Raw genomic sequence first — 20,183 nt, 5'->3', positions numbered from 1 at the left:
AGACGCAGGTTTCCTATAGTAAAGAACCTGCCGATTATGTTCGATACGGATGACTAAAGTTTGCTACTTAGTTCTATCTTTTAAGTCTGGCAAAGCTTTAGGAATTTTCAAACGGGCAAAAATTGAGTGCGATTTGCTCTGGCTTGATTTGTCGTTGGATACCTTACCTAAACCTTTCCATAAACGAGTGAATACGTTGTTATCTTCACGTCCTTGTTGAAGGGCTTCGCTATCTTCTAGCCAACGCTTTTGCCGATTGGATTTACCATGTTGCGCTTTACCAAATTGCGCTTTATTCAGTTCTAGCTGCGAGGTTTGGTTTCGCAATTGACGATAAATAAAGGTTCTTAATGCAGGCCAATTTCCTTGCTTGAGTAAACGACGCAGTACCAACCAACTTGGTGTCGGACGATTTGTGTAATAGCGTTTAACAGCGACAATCAACGCAATGCAGGCTAATAACGCAAAACCAACCATAATAAACACCGACATGTAGGCCTTGATGAAAGATTGGACTGTGTGTTTGGCTTCAAACACTTCGCTTTTTATCACCACATTTTCAAGGCGTTGATTTTTGCTGTCCCACCACTGAAATGAAAACTCTGGCAGCGTAAACTCTCCACCTTGTTGAATCACATATACCGTCTCTTCAACTCGGCTTGAACGATAATCACCACGTTGTTGAGTATCATCCAACCGATTGGGCTGAGGGTAAGCTTGGAACTGCTGAGTGGACTCATTGGTTAACACATCTGGCAACAACACAGACAAGCTGTCTTTTGCCTTAATCGTGATAGTTCGAGTAATGGCATCGCCGACTTTTAAGTTTTCACTTGAGCGTTGCCATTGCTGCTCTACATTGACGTCTGTCGCCGAAAACCAAGGCGTTTCATTATCGAGTAAACCTGAAGGAAGCGATGCTTCAAACTGAATCGGCTGCGTGTAAAGTGTGCCACCCACGTTTGAACCACCAGGAGCAGAAACTTGGATACGAACGGGTATGGTTGGAATAACAAACTCACCAGAAATCATCGGATAGAGTGTCACTTCCCAACGCTGACGTGACCATGTCGTACCATCGACTCTTTCTGTGTAGTTCGTCGCAAGTTGATTACGCTGTTTAGCAATCACGTTAGGGATTTCGATACTGCCAATTCGAGTGCCGCCTGTTAACCAGCGCGGTGTCGCCACCTCAATGTTCAGAATGACCTGTTCATTTACGCTGACTTTGGTCGGCGTTATCTTTTCGCCTGACTTGGGTTTCTCGCCAATCCAAGCGATAAGCTCAACGTCACCACTTTTTTGCAGATCGAAGATATCGGCAGCAGAAGCAACAGCAGGAAAAAACCAACTCAACATAAGAGTCATCGACAGCAACCACTTACGGACTGTGAATCGCGTTCGCTTTGATTGAATCGCTTCAAGAGCTAAATCGTATCGACTCATTGTGCTTGTTCCTGTTTTGATGCCTGTTCCTGTTTTGGCGTCTGTTCGATAGACGGTGCAGGGTCTCTTAACTGAATTTGAAATTTCGACTTCAAGAAGAACTTAGGATCCGCTTCGACGCGTTTTAACCATTTGTCGGCAAGCTCTTGGCTGCCTAAGATTTCATTGGCGTTAAGTGTTTCCTTGAGCATCAATTCCGCGACCGTTTCTTCTTCAGCACCATCACCCGTTCGCGGCTGATCGTCTTCGAGTTCTAAAGATTCTTCAGGGCCATCTGTGGTTCCAGACTGGCTTTCGCTGGTTCGGTTTACCTCTTCGACAATCCCGCTAAGCACAGCAAGATTGTTTTCCACATCCGTTCTTAGTTCTGGTGACAGATCCTCTTCCTCGCTTAATGATTTTAGAAGGTCTCGCGCCGCAAGGTATTCACGCTGCCTGGCTAACGCGCTCGCCGCGTTGTACAAACCAAGGTCAGTTTTGGTTTGCAGGAATGCACTGTGAGCGAGCTTAAAATCACGAGCATAGTAATAAGCCGCGCCCTTTCGCATTGGGTCAGTAAAATGTTTGGCCGCTTGAAGGTATTCCTTCTGGTTCAACAGGCGTTGACCTTGCTGGTCAGGCGTTAACCATAAGTCCCACCACCATTGAGCAGTCTTATCCCAAGCGGTAAGCGACTCCACCACAACGGGTTTCTCAGCAGTTAAGTTGACTGTTTTCGCCAAAGTGCTTGGTGAATAGATGCTGCTTGTGATCATCAAACCAACGACACACCACTGCACCAGCCACCCTTTTCTGAACCACAACAACATGATGATCGCCATTGGAATAAGCAGGCCATAGCCCATATCTTTCCATGGCATAGAAGATTCACCGTTAAGTTGCATGTTTCTTTCAACCGCTCTGTTCAGTTGTTGGATATCCGAATCATCAACGGTCACCTCAATTACTCGACCACCGGTCTTGTTTGCTAAATTGCGCAATGAATCGAGGTCGACAGGGTTATCGCTCACCACATCGCGATTTCCGGCAGCTAGAATGAGCAACTGATACGGATTGTCGTTAAAGAAACTCTCGTATGCCCTAATGGTGCTTGGATTCACACCATCTGAGACTAAAAGCACTGACGAACCTAACTCACCAGACAGTTGCTGATTGATCAGTGGCAGCGCTGCTTCTGCTGATTTACCTGAAACCGGCATAATATCGGGTGTGATAGCCGCAAGAAACGGTTCCAATACCTTTCTGTCTTGTGTCACGGGCATCGCGACGTGTGCGCTGCCTGCGTAAACCACTAAGCCCGTATTACCACCTTTGCGCGCTGCCAATAAGTCTCTAATTTTCTGCTTAGATCGTTCCAAGCGACTCGGCGGTAAATCTTTAGCGAGCATAGATTCACTATTATCGAGTACAACCAACATCGACGCTTTGTCTTCACCAAAAGGCGATGCTTCACGTTGCCATGTTGGGCCAGAACAGATAATGATGGCGATAGTCACAATCACCACCAATAGCTTCAATGGCAGTTGCTTGCGCCAGCCTGTCTCGCCAATGGTCAATGCATCACGTAAATGTGCCGGTAGAATGTCTTTCCACGTTGGTTTTGTCTCTGCTCTCCAACGAACCCATAGCAGGAAGAACATCGGAATAAAGGCCAACAACCACAAAGGTCGGATAAAATGAAACTGGGTAAAGAATTGTTGTATTGTGAGAGAATCAAGCATCACTCTCTCCTTTCAAATTCTTAGCCGTAGCAGCGAGCAGCGATCTTCGGCGTATCGTTGCTAAGCTGAATGCGGTCAAATACATCACTACGACAATCGCCATCAAATAGTGGTGCAGCCCCTGTTTAGGGCGATAAGTGGTACTTTCATATAACTGAGGTTCTAGCTCACCAATCTGAGCATAGGCTTTGGTCAGTTCGTCGCGGTTAAGCGCTTCAAAGGCTTCGCCACCAGACTCTTGAGCCACACGTTTGATGGTTTCCATATCCAGAGCAACCTCTCCAACGGTTTGCGGATCGCCCATCGCAATCACATGAATTCGAACGCCTTTCGCCTTGGCAACTTTTGCGGCATCGATAGGCTCAACAAAACTTCCTGTATCATTACCGTCGGTTAATACGATCACGACTTTCTCTTTTTCATTGGTATCGACGTTTGAATCTTGAACGGCAGCACTTTGCTTTTCACTCTGTGCAAACACCTTGATCGCAAGGCCGATTGCATCGCCCAAGTGGGTACTTTGCCCTGCCATCGCCACATCGGTTTGATTAAGCAGTTCAAGCCATACATTTTGGTCCGCGGTAAAAGGCGTTTGCACAAACGCGGCATCACCAAACAAGATCAAACCGAGTCGGTCACCTTTTCGGGTAGTCGCAAAATCAGCCAGCACCTCTTTGGTCGCCTCTAAGCGAGATATTTTATCGCCTTGCTTAGAGGTGAAATCTTGCTCCGCCATTGAGCCAGACAAATCAACCACCACCATCACATCACGACCCAATTGTTCGCGAACCTGTGGCTCACCAATAATGGTTGGTTTCGCTAACGCGCACACGACCAATACCCAGGAAATAATGAGCGTAGTTCGTTGCCACCAGCTTGGTGTTAACTGGCTGGCACCTTCTGACGGCGCTTCGCCAATCGCTTCAACCAATTCTCGAAAAAATGGCACCTTAATCGCCATTTGCTTAGTTCGATAAGCTGGCACGGCAAAGTAGACCAACAACGGCAAAGGCAACGCGATAAACCACAGCGGGTGCACAAATTCAAAGCTGGCAGATAAAACATCAAACATTGTCTTGCCCCTCAGCCGTTGCCTGTACATTCGGTTTTGTTTGTACATCGGGTTTATGAAGCTTTAGCCACATCATCGCGGTTTGAATCAACTCTAAACGCTGTTCAAAGCTCAAACGGACATTAGGGTCAATTAAGCTCTGCATCCATAATTGCGAAACTTCATCGGCAAAGAACGCATTGCTGTTTTCACTGGTGTTAGCGCTAACAGGCAGGTAAGCGTTCAGACGGTTTACATAAGCTTGGCCAAACAACTTGGCATTACTGCTGTCTAGGTAACGAAGCACCACTTTGAGGACTTTAAAGGTTCGTTCGGTTGAGTTTTTGTCTCTTGCATCCAATACCATGAGCTCTTGAAGCGCTTCTTTACGATAACGGTTATTCCACCATCTCTGCGCCAAACGATAAGCCAGATAGATGGCAACCAACAGCAAGGCAACGCCGAGGATCTTCCAACCCACAGTTTGCGGCATCCAGCTCACGCTCTCGGGAATGTCGACATCATGTAGGTCGCGAAGGATATAAGTACTTGGAGGCGTATGTTCAACGGCCATCTAACGCCCTCCCACCAGCTTTTGCAGCTGTGATATGTGATTGCCTGACGTGTCTAATTCGATATAAGGAAGGTTTTTCATCGCCATCAATTTAGCAAGGGACTGTTTCTGGAGCGCCGCTTTTTGGGCAAGGCTTTCACTTGCGAGGTTAACCTTAGATTGGCTATCCAGGTTAAGTTGAAAGCGACCATCACCCACCACCCAGTTTGCGCTTGCCAAATCTTGAGGCAATGATTGTTCTAATGGATCGGTGACCATAATGGCTAAGATGTCGTTGTGTTGTTGCAGTTGTTTTAGTCGGTCAAGGTGTTGCTCTTGGCAATCTCGCCAATCACTAATAAAGATTAAGGTCGATTGCTTTAATCTCATTCGTTTTATCAGTTCAATCCATTGGCTAAACCCAACACCTTCGCTGTCGCTCACACTGACACCTAAGCTTTGATTAGCCTTGGTAAGGTGTTTTAGCTGAGCCAATAAGTCCGATTGAGAGCGCTGTGCTTTGGTATGAAAGAGCTTTTGGTGTGAGGCTAACACGAAGCCGACACGGTCACCATCTTTCAGCACTCGCCATCCACACAATGCTGCGACTTCGGTGGCCACAACGGATTTCATGGTATTGTGAGAAGCAAAGAACATCGAACTGCGCTGATCAACACAGATCATCACATTACGGTCTTTCTCTTCGGTATAACTACGAACATGAGGTTTACCTGTTCGCATCGTGACTTTCCAATCGAGGTTACGAATATCATCACCGAGTTGATAGTGACGTAACTCCTCGAAATTCAAACCTCGACCACGGAACAATGAATTGTGTCTACCCGACAGCACGCTGCCCGCCTTTAAGTGAGGCAGTAGAGAAAACGACTCAGCTTGAGCCTGAATTCGCACTAACCTTGAGTAATCACAATACAGTCGAGGATCAAGGCCTTGCGATTTGGGAGCTTGTGTTGGCTTCGCCATGACGCCCCCTAGTTATCCGATCTCAACATTATCGAGCAGTTCTTCAACCACTCTTTGATGGTCAATGCCATCGGCCAATGCGTCGTAAGACAACGAGAATCGGTGGCCTAATACGGTTGGCAACATGGCACGCACATCGTCCAACGTGACGTGGTCACGCCCTTGCAGCCATGCATAAGCGCGAGCACATTTATCCAATGCGATTGAAGCACGCGGGCTTGAGCCAATCTCAATCCATTTTGATAGATTGGATTCTGGATAACGTTCAGGTTTTCGTGTCGCCATGACCAAGGCCACAATGTAGTTCTCAACTAAATCGGAAACCGCAATATCTGGAAGTTGGCGGCGAGCCTCAAGCACCAACTCAGGTTCAATATGTTGTAGTGTGACTAATTCTGAACTGATTTCGCTACCCAACTCTTCACTGCGGACCAATCGAATGATGTCGCGTTCAGCTTGATCTTCTGGATAGTCAACCGTCACTTTCATAATGAAACGGTCCATTTGTGCTTCAGGCAGTGGATACGTACCTTCTTGTTCAACTGGGTTTTGAGTGGCCAACACCATAAACAGATCTGGCAAGATGTGAGTTTGACCACCCACCGTAATCGTCCCTTCCGCCATCGCTTCAAGCAGAGCAGCCTGTACTTTTGCAGGCGCACGGTTCACTTCATCGGCTAATACAATGCTGTTAAAAATAGGACCCGGTTGGAAATGCAGTTGAGGCTTGCCATCAAGCTCCTGATACACCTCCGTGCCCGTCACATCAGATGGCAGCAGGTCTGGCGTAAACTGAATTCGACCAAAACTGGTGTTCAATAGATTCGCCAGCGATTTTACTGAGCGAGTTTTCGCTGTACCGGGAAGTCCCTCTAAAAGCACATGCCCATTAGTCAATAACCCTATCACCAGAGCCCGAACGACGTGGCTCTGACCGATAACACTTTTCTCTGTTTGTTCAATCAGTTGGTTTATTGCTTGTTGCGCATGGTTCATAGGTCTTCCCTTAATTCAATCTGGCTGCGTACATCCTACTCACAAGCCCCATAACTATTAGTTATAAGCTCGATAGCCAAGCTCACCTCATGGTTTTATTTAAACCTAGCTTTCAACTGGTTAATGGCCTCCGGCGACGCCACTTTACTCAATGATGAAATACATTGCTCAAACGCCTTTGGTACGCCCGGTATATGGCTGTTTCGCGCCAACACTTCACATTGGGCATACAGGTGTTGTGGGTTGCGACTAAATTGGTAAGCCTTATGCAGTGATTGACTTGCCGCAAGCACATCCGTTTTCTCCAAAGCCAATCCGTACACATACCAATATTGTGGGTCGGTTTGTGCAGTTTCAGCGGCTTGTTTAAGGTAGTCCGTTGCTTGTTCGTAATCTTTCACACGAAGTAGAGATAACCCTGTACTGTATGGCAATACGCTCGATTTAGGCTGAGCTTCAATACCTTGCTTCAAGGTCGACAACGCTTTTGCTTCGTTACCTTGCGCTCGATACAAATCCGCCAAGTTGGCGTAGCTGTTTTCGAAGTAAGGCTCAATCTCGATAGCACCTTGATAGAACTCAATCGCTTTCTCGTGCTGACCTAAATCTCGGTAAACGTTGCCTAGGTTAGTGCGTCCAAACCCTCTGTCGGCATTAAATTGCTGTATCTCAATGTACTCTTCCAATGCAGGTTTGATTTGGTCTTTCTGCAGAGGATTCATTTCTCCCCAGTAACGTACCAATGCGCCTGCGGTTTCTGAACGAATCGACAATACCGGGTCTTTCAGTAGCGGTTCTAGAATCTGCTAACGGTCAGTAAATGGGAAACCAGACGAGCCTTGCACCACACCCAAACGGATCATCTCGTCATCGTGTTTCACCGCTCTTGCCAGCGAGATAAGCGTATTCTTACCCGTATTACCGCCCAAACGTTCTAAGCTCGATGCTCGAATGATATTGCTTAAGCTGGAATCCTGAGCCGAATACGCCAACGCATCCTCTGCCCCTCGGTGCCCTATTGAGTCAGCATAAAAAGCCACGGCAAAATGCTGCTGATTACGATACTTAGAATTTGGGAACCACTCACCGATTTGCTTATCTGCCCACTGGTCGGTTTGGTCTTCATGACAGCTAGTACACACGTTCGGCGTTTTAATGTGTTGACTAATATCAGGGCGCGGGATATGCCAACTATGGTCACGTCTTGGGTCGACCTCCATGTAAGTCGTTTCTGGCATGTGACAAGTCGTGCATTGTGAAGCTTCACTATTGGCTTCATGGAAGGTGTGCTTTTCAGGCGTGTATTCTGATGCAATATGACATTGACTACACACGGCTTCTTCGGCAATTTTTAGTTCAGCGGTATGGGGATCGTGGCAGTTAGTACATGTGACGCCTTTTTCCGCCATCACGGATTGAAGGAAAGATCCGTAGACATAATCTTCATCGTAGATTTGGCCATCGTTATGGTAAAGCTCAGGGGTAATCAGGCTCAAGCGGTATTTATCAAAAAATGAACCGTTAACGTGGTCACCCGTTTCATTCAACTGAGTACGTCGGCTGTGGCATTGAGCACAGGTTTGAACTTGGTTGGTATGGATGATGTCTTTTGGTTGCAGGGTTGAGTTGCCCTCTTGGTAGATCCACTCTTTCACCGACTTCGACAAGTCGCGATCGAAACCATAATGCGCCGAGACTTGAACATCCTTTCCACCGTTGGCTTTGGCTAGCTGGGCCTGTTCAACGTGCTCACTCGCAGGGCCATGACACGCTTCACAACCGACATTAATCTCCGACCATGTGGTGTTGTAGGTATTACTCGCGCTGTCGTAGTTTTTCTCTAGATTCGTTGAATGGCAATCGGCACACATGAAGTTCCAGTTTTGACCGCTATTGGTCCAGTAGAATTCATCCGTGTTGCTGGTATCAGGATAGAGGTGGAACCAGCGTTGGCCGCCTTCACCTTCAGTGCGTGAGTCCCAAGCGAAAGGAATCAACTGTACACGGCCGTCTTCAAACTCAACCATGTACTGTTGAAGAGGCTTGAAGGCAAAGGTATAGCTGATTTTGTAATCTTTGAACTGGCCGTCTGGCCCTTCGATATTGACCCAGAACTCTTCGCCCTTGCGGAAAAATCGGTTGGGTTTACCGTCATGAGTGACTGTTTGATCGTTAAAATCGCCTAATACCGATTCATCTGTAGCGTGCTTCATCGCCATATCATGATGAGAGCCCTGCCACGCTTCGACTTGTTCACTGTGGCAATCAACACAAGCTTCGGAACCGACATATGTTGCTTGAGATATTGCATGCGACGTGTCTCGGCCAACTGACGACACTTGTTCATTGGCATACGCATTGACACAGAGTATCAACAACATCAGTAGAGACAAGATTGCGGATAATACTGCAACTCGCTGGTGTTTCAATCCGTTCACTAGCGAGCCCAACCATGCAGACATAACATTCCTTGTTTTTATACATCCTTATGTATAAAAAGGTAGACGTAAAAACAACGAATTTACAATTATTTAGTGGCATTGAGCCCGATAGTTGTGACTCATATTCACGACCGGAATGTTCTCATCGGTATGAGTATAAAAAGAGCTCCGAAGAGCTCTTTTTATCTATTCAGTTTTACTCAAACAATCATTTACTTGTTATGAGATTCCTGAAGTTTCTCCATTACCTGATCCAAGCTAAAGCTCGCGGCTTTTTGGCGTGGCGGATATTCAGCAAAGGTTTCTAAGAACTTGCCTACATACGCTTGTGCTGGAACGAACATATAAGCATGGTCTAACAACCAGTCGTAGTATGTGTTCGATGTAATGTCTGCGTTTTCGTATGGGTCCATACGTAGGTTAAACAGCTTAGGAAGACGTAACGTCACGAACGGTTCAGCCCAGATTTGCATGGTACCCGTTGCACGTTGCTCCATAAACACCGCTTTCCACTGGTTGTAACGCAGCGCCGCTAAATCACCATCATCGGTAAAGTAGAAGATCTCCGAGCGACGGCCTTTCTTTTCTTCACCCGTTAAGTAAGGAAGGAAGTTGTAACCATCTAAGTGAACCTTAAACGTTTTATCACCCGCAGTATGACCTTTGAGTAGTTTCTCTTTGATTTGATCATCACCAGCAGCGGCAACGAAGGTTGGCATCCAATCCATATGGTGCATGATTTCGTTGGATACGGTTCCTGGTTCAATCTTACCAGGCCAACGAACCATGGCTGGTACACGGTATGCGCCTTCCCAGTTGGTGTTTTTCTCACCACGGAACGGGGTTGTACCCGCATCAGGCCACGAGTTCATGTGAGGGCCGTTATCCGTTGAGTAGAAAACGATGGTGTTGTCTTTGATTCCCAACTCATCCACTTGCTTCAATAGTTGCCCAACGTGTCGATCGTGCTCAACCATACCATCAGCGTAGTTACCGACACCGGTTACGCCTTTACTGTCGGCTTTCACGTGCGTTCTAAAGTGCATACGTGTTGCGTTCCACCAAACGAAGAATGGTTTGTCCGCTTTTACTGCGCGATCCATGAAATCAAGTGCCGCGTCTAGTGTTTCTTCATCGACGGTTTCCATACGCTTACGCGTTAGTGGGCCGGTATCTTCAATCTTGCCATCAGCAAATGACTTGATAACGCCACGAGGGCCAAATTTCTTACGAAACTCTGGGTCAGTTGGGTAATCTTCATTTTCTGGTTCTTCTTCAGCATTCAGGTGGTAAAGGTTGCCAAAAAATTCGTCAAACCCGTGTGCTGTAGGAAGAAATTCATCTTTATCGCCAAGGTGGTTTTTACCAAATTGACCGGTCATGTAACCCATAGGTTTCAGCATTTCTGCGATTGTCGCGTCTTCTGCTTGTAAGCCAATGTCTGCACCCGGCAAACCTACTTTACTCAAACCCGTTCGTAACACACTTTGTCCCGTAATGAAGGTAGATCGCCCCGCGGTACAAGATTGCTCAGCGTAGTAATCGGTAAACATCATGCCTTCTTTGGCAATGCTATCAATGTTCGGGGTTTTATACCCCATTAAGCCAAAGGTGTATGCGCTGACATTAGATTGACCAATATCATCCCCCCAAATGACGAGAATGTTCGGTTTTTCAGCTGCAAATGTGGTGGTCGAAGCCGCCATCATCGCAGTACCCAAAATCGCTAATCGACGTTTAACGCCATATTTCGCTGTCATAAAAACCTCTTTGTAAGTTATTTGCATCCTGCCTTACAACGTATAGTTCACTTTTTAAACTATCGCGAGATTCGCTAAGCTATTAACTTTTTGGTCATTTTTATTGGCAACTAAATACCCAACGACACGCTGAAGTCATTGTATGCAAACATCGCCAGCATAAACACAACGCTAAACAGTAAATCACAACTCAACATAAACCCATTCAAATCAAACTCTTAGATAGCAAATATAACAATTAGTTATAACCACTATAAAAAGACACTACTGATTATAAAGATTAATGTTTGCCCAACGATGTGTTGCTCTAACGCATTAATCTTTAAAGTGAATCGGAGTCCTTATGGGTACTACAATGAATAAACTGGCATTAGGTGCTGGCTTATTGGCCGCTTCTTCAGCGGTAACAGCAGCAGAAAAACCGAACATTCTTGCTATCTGGGGTGATGACATTGGTGTATTCAACATCAGTGCATACAACAACGGCATGATGGGTTACGAAACACCAAACATCGACCGTATTGCTAACGAAGGCGCACTGTTTACTGACCACTATGGTCAACAATCGTGTACAGCGGGTCGTGCTGCATTCCTAACCGGTCAAGAACCTTTCCGTACAGGTCTACTGACTATCGGTATGCCGGGCTCTGACCACGGTATCCCAGATTGGGCTCCAACAATCGCGGATCTTCTTAAAGAACAAGGCTACATGACAGCTCAGTTCGGTAAGAACCACATGGGTGATCAAGACAAACACCTTCCAACAAACCACGGTTTTGACCAGTTCTTCGGTAACCTTTACCACCTGAACGCGGAAGAAGAGCCAGAGACATACTACTACCCTAAAGATCCTGAGTTCCGTAAGAACTTCGGCCCTCGTGGTGTAATCAAGTCGACTTCTGACGGTAAAATTGAAGATACAGGTCCTATGACGCGTAAGCGTATGGAGCACGCAGATGAAGAGTTCCTAGAAGAGTCTCTAGCATTCATGGAAAAAGCAGTGAAAGCGGACAAACCCTTCTTTATCTGGCACAACACCACTCGCATGCACGTGTGGACTCGTCTACAGGAAAAATACCAAGGTAAATCTGGTATCAGCATCTATGCCGATGGCATGCTAGAGCACGATGACCAAGTGGGTATCCTTCTAGACAAGCTTGACGAGCTTAAGATCGCAGATAACACTATCGTGATCTACTCGACCGATAACGGTGCAGAAACCGTATCTTGGCCTGATGGTGGTGCCACTTACTTCCACGGTGAGAAAGGGACAACTTACGAAGGTGGTATGCGTGTTCCTCAGCTCGTTCGCTGGCCGGGGACTATCAAACCGGGAACGAAGATCAACGACATCATGGGTCACCAAGACTGGATCCCGACTCTACTAGCAGCCGCTGGTGATGATAAAGTGGTTGAGAAGTTAGCGTCTGACAAAGGGGCAACTTACAACGGTAAAAACTGGCGTGTACACCTAGATGGTTACAACTTCCTGCCTTACTTCCAAGGTAAAGAAGAAAAAGGCCCTCGTGATAGCATGCTTTACTTCTCTGCAAACGCTGAGCTAAACGCAGTTCGTTGGAATGACTTCAAGATCTCATTCGCAGTAATGGACGGTAACATTGTTGATGCAGTTCGCTTCCAACCAAACTGGCCTCAAGTTGTTCACCTACGTGCTGACCCATTCGAAAAAGCACCGCACGAATCGGGCATGTACCTACGCTGGATGGCAGACAACATGTGGCTATTCGTACCAGTAGGCGGCAAAGTACAAGAGTTCATGGACACGCTACCTGACTACCCAATGCAACAAAGCCAAGTGTTGAACCCTGGTAACTTCAACCAGAATTCCTACATGCTTCAAGGCAAACTTAAGCAACTAGAAGCGGCAGCAGCACAAGCTAAATAATCACTAGATAGCGCTGTGAAATCGCATGATAAAGCCGTGGTAACACCAATGTTGTCACGGCTTTTTTGATCTCAAATCACGGAGAGATACCGTAGCAGAAAGGCTCTATTTTGGGTCGGCATGTCTGATGCTGAAACCCAACAGACATTCAATCACTATGTAAAAATAACCCTTCCCGTCGCACCTGAAAATATCCAAACGACCAGCAATCACTGACCATTTGTGAAGTAAAACAACAGACTCCCGATACTGTACCGCACCCAGCTACGCGATATAGGTCAACACCGCATCACGATATCGCCGCTTTAATGACTCCTCGATAAAACTCGCTTCAATCGCATTCAAACTGAATTGCGCTAACTCTTGGTGCGTCATCTCATGAGCTTGACTCACCGCATTAAAGTTATCCGACATGTAACCGCCAAAATAAGCGGGGTCATCCGAGTTGATTGTTACGGCCACACCCTTTCTCAACAGTTCGACAATGTTATGGTCTTCCATCACATCGAATACACGCAATTTAATATTAGACAATGGACACACCGTCAGTGGCATTTGAGTTTTAATCAGCTGTTCGATTAAAGCTTCATCTGTCATGCACTGCACACCATGATCCACTCGACTCACGCTGAGCATTTCAATCGCATCCACGATATTTTGAGCTGGCCCTTCTTCTCCTGCATGAGCAACGGTTAGAAAGCCGGCTTGTTTCGCTTGCTGAAAGACACGTTTAAATTTCTCTGGTGGATGCCCTAATTCAGAGGAGTCTAATCCAACACCAATGATCTTATCTTGATGCCTTAGAATATCGGAGAATGTTTGAATGGCGCTCTCTTCAGGCAAATGACGCAAGAAACAAGCAATAATTTGAGAGGAAATCCCTAGCTCTCTTTGCGCACACTCAAGCGCACGATGGATACCGTTAATCACAGTATCAAATGCAATGCCACGCTCAGTATGCGTTTGAGGATCAAAGAAAATTTCAGTGTGAATGACATTATCGGCCTTGCATCTCTCTAAATAAGCCCATGTTAAATCATAGAAATCTTGTTCGGTGCGCAATGCGTCAGCACCTTGATAGTAAATATCCAGAAAAGACTGCAAATCATCAAATTCATACGCGCGTCTTAATTGTTCTGGTGACGAATAAGGTAGGTTGAAACCATTACGTTGTGCGAGTTGAAAGAGCAATTCAGGTTCGAGTGAACCTTCAATATGTAAATGCAACTCTACTTTGGGAAGCCCTTGAATAAATGCGTTCATATTCCACCTACTATGAATTTAAAATGTGCACTTACTCTGAATAATAGACAGGATATTTTTGAACGCCATTACAAAGAGTAAGAACACTATTGTGATCTAAACCCTTCGTAATCAGCACTTTGCGGGAGCTGGTAGAGACCCCCAAACCATATCATTGGGGTTATACGAAGCAAACGATTGCTACTATACCGATTTGAATAAAGATCAACAACTCACAATTAATCATCGACTCTAATTTTCGGCGATCAACAACGCACCAATGTCCCCTACCATTTTGAATATACAAAGTTTTTTAAGTAAATCCGGTAGTTTGCACAATAAATGAGTAGGAAAATGTTGTCATCCATTGATCTCTTCTCCAAACCCCTTCGTAAAAACAGACGCAATCAAACAGACAAACTCAAAGGACGACAACATGATTAATCACATTAGCAAGATCATTACTCTAATGGTTACCACCCTATTCTTTACTGCTTTTGCTCACGCTAACCACCATGGTATGAAGAAAGATATTGTAGACGTTGCAGTAGAAAATGGCTCATTCAACACGCTGGTGACTGCGGTAAAAGCCGCCGGGCTTGTTGAAACATTAAAAGGGGAAGGCCCATTTACGGTATTCGCTCCAACAGACGAAGCATTTGCCAAGTTACCTGATGGCACCATTGACATGCTTTTGAAGCCAGAAAACAAAGATAAACTGATCGCTGTACTGACCTACCATGTTGTTTCAGGCAAAGTAATGGCCGCAGATGTGATGAAAATAGATCGTGCTGACACGTTGCAAGGACAAGCGGTAATGGTTAGCACGAACGACGGCACCGTCATGATTAACAACGCAAAAGTAATTGCTGCTGATGTTAAAGAGAACAACGGCGTAATCCACGTAATCGACACAGTGTTGCTACCAAAATAAGTCAGAAAACCCTTCACTCTATCACTTCCAATGACACTCGAAAGGGGGGGACAAGTTCTCCCTCTTTTTAGTCAGAAACTTGCCTGTCGCACCGTTCCCCAGACAACACTCCAACACTCCAACACTCCAACACTCCAACAATGGAATATCGGTTATCTCTCATTTGCAAAAATTAGGTTTTCGCACTCAATGCACTGCATTTTTCTGAAATTAGACTCCTATATTTAATTTTTGGGCTACGATTGAATTAGTGACACGGATTGTCGACAGTTTGWGATAGTTAATGCCAATATTAAAAAAACTATATTTAGTGCTTTTACCAATACTACTGTTTATCTTTACGTTAGCAGGAACTGTATTCTATCATTTCGCATCAAACCACACTAAGCAGATGTACTTTGACAAAGTGCAGTCTGACGTTAATACCGCTTTAGTTGCAGCAGAATATGAACAACTTGGTCTGTCCTTGCTAATTAAAGATATAGGGAGTTCGTTGCCGTTCCTCCGTTACATTCAAAGCCCCAGAGACTCGACCTCTTTACCTCGGTTGGAAAAGCGCGTATTTCACATCCTAAACCAACCCCACATCAGTCAATTCGGGCAACATAACATCTATGTTGTAGATCCTAAGTTCAAGTTGACGCTATCTACATTGAAACCCGATCCTGTTGAGGGATTAAAAATTCCCGATAGTATTTATGAAAAGATCTTCGATATCTACACATCATTAACGAATAACAACAAACTTTCTTATCAAGGTTTTTCTTATCTCTCGGTAGGTGGCGAACTCCGCTATGCTTATGTACAGGTCATAGATTCCTATAAAAACTCAACAGACAAATCAGAAACTCACCGGTCAAACAAATACATCTTGATTGCTGACGGTCCTTTAAAACAACTCTCAAACCTGCTGATAAAATACAATGATGAACGCCATGTACAACTCTCTATTGAGCCTTCATACGACGTTTCTAATATCAAAAACACACAATTCGTTATTAAGTCCATCAACCAAACTAAAGGCAACATCAATGTACAGATGAGGAGTCGGCACCTGCACGCGCAAATTAATATTCAAGAGCAAAAGTTCAAGCGCGACAAAGCCGTCATCGCCAGATATACACTATTCGGCAGTCTTACTACTCTCTCTATCATCATGCTAATCCTCGATCTAATTGTTCGCTACCAACTCGTGCGTCCACTTAAAGATCTATTACATGAAATCTCCATTGGTGGGCACAAACTCAGATACTTCAAACGCTCATCCGGACAGAGTGAAATTGACAGTATCAAGAACGCTTACATCGATTCATTGACCGAGTTAAAATTTGAAGCAGAATTCGACCAACTAACCAAGCTAGCGAACCGACGTTCATTCATACGCCACCTTACTATTCGCTTGAAAAGCTCAATGAGTCCACGTTGCTTTTTGGTTTGTTGGGATATCATTGACTTTCGAAAAATCAATGATTTATACGGCGCAAAAGTCGGAGATAGTGTGCTGATAAGTCTCGCGACAGCAATAAGAAAAACGCTACAGGACCAACAGTCCTCATTAGGATTTAGTTACAATGACTATTCCCTAGCGAGATTTGGAGGTAATCAGTTTATCGCTATCTTGGAAATTGATGAGCATCAACGGATAAATGAGGAAATCGAGAACATCAACAACGCAATAACCGGAACCACATTTCTTGATTATTATGGATTCAGGCTCTCACTCGCGACCGGTGTTTTACCTGTCAATACTCCCAAATTTAAAGAGGTTTGGTACCGATGTATCGATGAAATGCTGACTAAAGCCAAATCACACAGTGATGATAACAGTCGTATTGTTTACGGCGAAGAACTGCTGCATACATTAGAGCGACATGATGTGATCGAGAAAAAACTGTTGGAGTGCTGCGAAAACGATCACTTTGAACTTCGCTTTATGCCTATTTTTAATGCCCAAACACTGAACATTGATGGGGCAGAATGTCTTATTCGTTGCCCAAGTCTCTCTGATATTGAAGCCGGGCCCGATGAGTTCATTCCAGTTGCAGAAAAAAGTAATCTCATATCTAGGATCGACATGTGGGTGATTACTACAGCAATCAAAAGCTATAAAGAACTTTCAGAAATACACAATTATAAAGGTTCCTTGTCGATCAACATTTCAGCAATGGAACTCTATAATCGCAATTTTTCAGATAACATAGCGAAAGTTCTAGAACGATACCAAGTTCCATCGGACAACATCACCATTGAGATTACCGAAACCAGTTATGTAAAAAGCAATAAGCTTACAGTGCAAACTATCGAGAGCTTGAGAGAATTAGGCTTGAAAGTTTCGCTAGATGACTTCGGTACGGGGTATACGGCCTTCAATCAACTGCTTCATTACCCTATCGATGAACTAAAAATAGATAAAAGTTTCATCAACAACATTGTCGAGCATAAAGCCGACCGAAAAATGGTTGATTTAATGATTAACTTGGGCCATTCCAGTGGCACTTTAGTTGTTGGTGAGGGTGTCGAATCCATTGGGCAATATCAATACCTCAAAGAAGCAAACTGTGACTTAATACAGGGTTACTTATTCTGTAAACCACTCACTTACCTTCAATTTATTGATTTTATACGAAACCATGATGCTCAAGCAGTTTTAAAAACTCATACTATCTCAGACACTGATCCTGATGAAATAATTATTGCCCTTACTAATAAAGGGTAACTTCGCTTAAAATTTCATTTCCCATAATTTTCAGCGGTTTATAAAACCCACATCATTAATGTAAGACATACCCTTATCAGTATCACTAAAAAATAAAGGAAGTCTGCGTTGAACACCCCATACATAGCAACATAGAGTGCGCGAAAAACAACAAAAATGCCGCATGGAATACGTCATGCTTGCATCGTAGTTAATAACTCCATTATATCTCTAGAACTTATATTCCTCTTTTCTCTTATTACCACGTCAATCATAAGATCCAAGTTACCCGTTGAGATATAGTCACTGAACACATCATTGAATGTCTCCTTTATCTCATTACATGGATATACATTTTCTGGAATAAAGAATACAAAATGTCCTCCACTGAAACGAAACCGTCCCCTTAGGAACATGATTAGACAGAGACTGAGCCGCAGAACTCACCACAAGATCTCCGTATTCAATGCCGTATTTTTGGTTGATTTCACTGAGATTACGGATTCGCACAAAATACAAAGCAAGAGATTGCTCTTTCGAGTAATTGTTTTTCGCAAAATCAATTAATGAAATTCGGTTACGAAATCCAGTCAGAGAATCAATTGAGAGAAGTTTTTGTTTAACGAAAAAATCAATAAAAAAGACCACACCAGTGATCAGCAACATCAATATAATCAATACACTACTGATTTTATTCACGCTAACAAACTTATCGACAACAGACGTGTTATTGATGACTAAAGGGCTTTGCAGAGCGAACTTTTCATTTATCACTGCTAACAGTGCATGATAACAAATGTCGATTTTTTCTGTAGAGACTCTTGTGGCAAACGTCCGAGACTGACTAACTTAATTGATGATTCTAACGCTTTAAACTTATCAAACTCTTTAATAAAATTAACATCAAAGCTTGTCGAATTAATAAAAAAAGAGGACTTATTTCTGTTAGTCAAAATATCAAATCGGCTCCAAGTTAGATCGTAAGCCAACCATAACTCATCATAATTTATCTTGTCATTTTGGCTAACCATCAAAAAATTGGCGTATTCTTTCATTAATTGAAATACAAACCATGTAGCTTCGTTTTGGCTATTAGAGAAGCTCTTATTGATATCGTTGACCCGGTTAAAACTATAAATATTGATTGTAATAATGATAACTGACAAGAATACAATGAAAACTTTGACTATATCTAAGGACAACAGCTTTTTCATGGTCGAGCCTCTACAGGTGAATATCTCTTATCTGCCAAATCATTTTGGCGTAAAAATCCGCATTGTTGATATCTGGGTTTGACGATATTGGATAGATCAACCAATACGGTCCTTTTTCTCTCACCGACATGAACTTACCGTTTTGTTTGATAGCAATAATTGGCTGATAGTCAAAAAAATCATCTTGAGGCACAGCAACTTTATAATCATTTAATGCCACAAAAATGACTTTTGGTGATATAGGCACATTGATTGTTTCAAGTACTGCAAGTAACGTCACCCCACTATAAACTCGTTCACCCTCTACCCATGGCAAGGAGGTAGTGATCTCCTTCTGAGGAAGCGATAGTAGCTGTTCTCGACTGAATTCATGCTTTTGTCCTAAATGATCAAAAACGGTTAATGCTGATGCAGCAAAAATGGAGGATGAACAGAATACAAGCAGAAACAGAAGCACAACTCTCATTTATAACACCATCTCAGTAAGGTTATTAAATTGAGTTTAGTCGATATTATTCACTTAACGCACCTAGTGATTCGCTAATTTTCAATGGTGTGGATCTCCCGCAATGTGCACCTCCAACCGGTTTTACATCGTCCCTTGATCATAAAAACATCGTATTTTGATCACAACAAGCAATCCAATTCACGACATGAACCCGTATTGACCTGTGTTATTAGCAATACAAATGAGTCTACAACTGGCAAGAATGGCTGTCTTTGCATAACCTTTAACCAAACATTAAGCCGCTTTACGAGTCTTTTAGTGGGTAACAAGACGTTTCAAATCCATCTGTTGCCATGAGTATCACGCGAGGAAGGCTTACCTCTTCATAATCAAGGAATCGATAATGAGTTTAGACAAGCAAATATTTAAACCTTTGCAGATAGTAGGAGGCCTCATCATGACACTAGTCACGCTGCCTATTTTCGCAGAAACTAACCAAGAACAGTTTGAATTGGGTAAACAAAAAGCCAAGGTGTGTATGACGTGCCACGGCGTTGATGGCATATCAACACAAGAGCCTTACCCCAACCTTCGCGGCCAAAAAATCGGCTACCTGATCTCCTCATTGAAAGATTATCAGACCCGAGAACGCACAAGTGGTCTCGCTGTACTGATGCAACAACAAGCCGACATGCTAACCGATCAGGACATTCAAGATATCTCATACTATTACTCTCAACTTGGTAACAACTCAACATTGGATAGCGACTCTAAACTTTAGGCAAGGAGCCT

The 20,183-nt window shown here is 44.1% G+C and carries 13 protein-coding genes, 2 pseudogenes and 1 riboswitch; of the genes and pseudogenes, 4 read left to right on the top strand and 11 right to left on the bottom strand.

Annotation, left to right across the window (positions count from 1 at the left end):
* Positions 1-63: 63 nt before the first annotated feature.
* The 8 genes and pseudogenes from L4B77_RS05935 to L4B77_RS05900 form a co-directional block, all read right to left on the bottom strand.
* Positions 64-1,446, bottom strand: coding sequence for a BatD family protein (locus tag L4B77_RS05935; protein ID WP_429749128.1), 1,383 nt, complete (start codon positions 1,444-1,446; stop codon positions 64-66).
* The gene (locus L4B77_RS05930) at positions 1,443-3,167 is read right to left on the bottom strand and encodes a VWA domain-containing protein (protein WP_429749126.1); all 1,725 of its coding nucleotides are present in this window, start codon (positions 3,165-3,167) and stop codon (positions 1,443-1,445) included. Before L4B77_RS05930 ends, L4B77_RS05935 begins: the two co-directional genes overlap by 4 nt.
* Entirely contained in the window at positions 3,160-4,239 is a 1,080-nt protein-coding gene (locus tag L4B77_RS05925) for a vWA domain-containing protein (RefSeq protein ID WP_429749124.1), read from the bottom strand. Before L4B77_RS05925 ends, L4B77_RS05930 begins: the two co-directional genes overlap by 8 nt.
* The gene (locus L4B77_RS05920; protein ID WP_429749122.1) at positions 4,232-4,792 is read right to left on the bottom strand and encodes a DUF4381 domain-containing protein; all 561 of its coding nucleotides are present in this window, start codon (positions 4,790-4,792) and stop codon (positions 4,232-4,234) included. Before L4B77_RS05920 ends, L4B77_RS05925 begins: the two co-directional genes overlap by 8 nt.
* Positions 4,793-5,755 (bottom strand): DUF58 domain-containing protein, encoded by a 963-nt coding sequence (locus L4B77_RS05915; RefSeq protein ID WP_429749120.1) that lies wholly within the window; start codon positions 5,753-5,755, stop codon positions 4,793-4,795.
* A 12-nt stretch (positions 5,756-5,767) separates the two neighbouring features.
* Entirely contained in the window at positions 5,768-6,751 is a 984-nt protein-coding gene (locus L4B77_RS05910; protein ID WP_429749118.1) for an AAA family ATPase, read from the bottom strand.
* Positions 6,752-6,846: 95 nt separating this feature from the next.
* A pseudogene (locus tag L4B77_RS05905) lies at positions 6,847-9,213 on the bottom strand (tetratricopeptide repeat protein).
* Positions 9,214-9,404: 191 nt separating this feature from the next.
* Complete coding sequence (locus L4B77_RS05900) at positions 9,405-10,952, bottom strand: arylsulfatase (protein ID WP_429749116.1); 1,548 nt, start codon at positions 10,950-10,952, stop codon at positions 9,405-9,407.
* A gap of 343 nt (positions 10,953-11,295) precedes the next feature.
* Between L4B77_RS05900 and L4B77_RS05895 the strand changes: the two genes are divergently transcribed.
* The gene (locus L4B77_RS05895; RefSeq protein WP_429749114.1) at positions 11,296-12,858 is read left to right on the top strand and encodes an arylsulfatase; all 1,563 of its coding nucleotides are present in this window, start codon (positions 11,296-11,298) and stop codon (positions 12,856-12,858) included.
* A gap of 264 nt (positions 12,859-13,122) precedes the next feature.
* Here the strand turns inward: L4B77_RS05895 and L4B77_RS05890 are convergent, their stop codons facing one another.
* Positions 13,123-14,121, bottom strand: coding sequence for an adenosine deaminase (locus L4B77_RS05890; protein WP_429749112.1), 999 nt, complete (start codon positions 14,119-14,121; stop codon positions 13,123-13,125).
* An 88-nt stretch (positions 14,122-14,209) separates the two neighbouring features.
* Positions 14,210-14,309, bottom strand: a riboswitch (purine riboswitch).
* A 227-nt stretch (positions 14,310-14,536) separates the two neighbouring features.
* On the opposite strand from L4B77_RS05890, the gene L4B77_RS05885 reads away from it, so the two are divergent.
* Positions 14,537-15,034, top strand: a complete 498-nt coding sequence (locus tag L4B77_RS05885) for a fasciclin domain-containing protein (protein ID WP_429749110.1) — start codon at positions 14,537-14,539, stop codon at positions 15,032-15,034.
* Positions 15,035-15,317: 283 nt separating this feature from the next.
* The gene (locus tag L4B77_RS05880) at positions 15,318-17,750 is read left to right on the top strand and encodes a putative bifunctional diguanylate cyclase/phosphodiesterase (protein WP_429749108.1); all 2,433 of its coding nucleotides are present in this window, start codon (positions 15,318-15,320) and stop codon (positions 17,748-17,750) included.
* A gap of 173 nt (positions 17,751-17,923) precedes the next feature.
* Here L4B77_RS05880 and L4B77_RS05875 read toward each other — a convergent pair.
* Both L4B77_RS05875 and L4B77_RS05870 read right to left on the bottom strand, forming a co-directional pair.
* Positions 17,924-18,943, bottom strand: a pseudogene (locus tag L4B77_RS05875) (GGDEF domain-containing protein).
* Between the two features lie 10 nt (positions 18,944-18,953).
* Positions 18,954-19,409 (bottom strand): putative pterin-binding protein, encoded by a 456-nt coding sequence (locus L4B77_RS05870; protein ID WP_261839896.1) that lies wholly within the window; start codon positions 19,407-19,409, stop codon positions 18,954-18,956.
* Positions 19,410-19,794: 385 nt separating this feature from the next.
* On the opposite strand from L4B77_RS05870, the gene L4B77_RS05865 reads away from it, so the two are divergent.
* Positions 19,795-20,172 (top strand): c-type cytochrome, encoded by a 378-nt coding sequence (locus L4B77_RS05865; protein WP_261839895.1) that lies wholly within the window; start codon positions 19,795-19,797, stop codon positions 20,170-20,172.
* Positions 20,173-20,183: the final 11 nt, after the last annotated feature.

It is taken from the genome of Vibrio minamisatsumaniensis (genome assembly GCF_050337445.1).
Taxonomy (GTDB): Bacteria; Pseudomonadota; Gammaproteobacteria; order Enterobacterales; family Vibrionaceae; genus Vibrio; species Vibrio artabrorum.
Note: the sequence above shows the minus strand (reverse complement) of the source record. Positions and strands in the feature narration are given on the sequence as shown.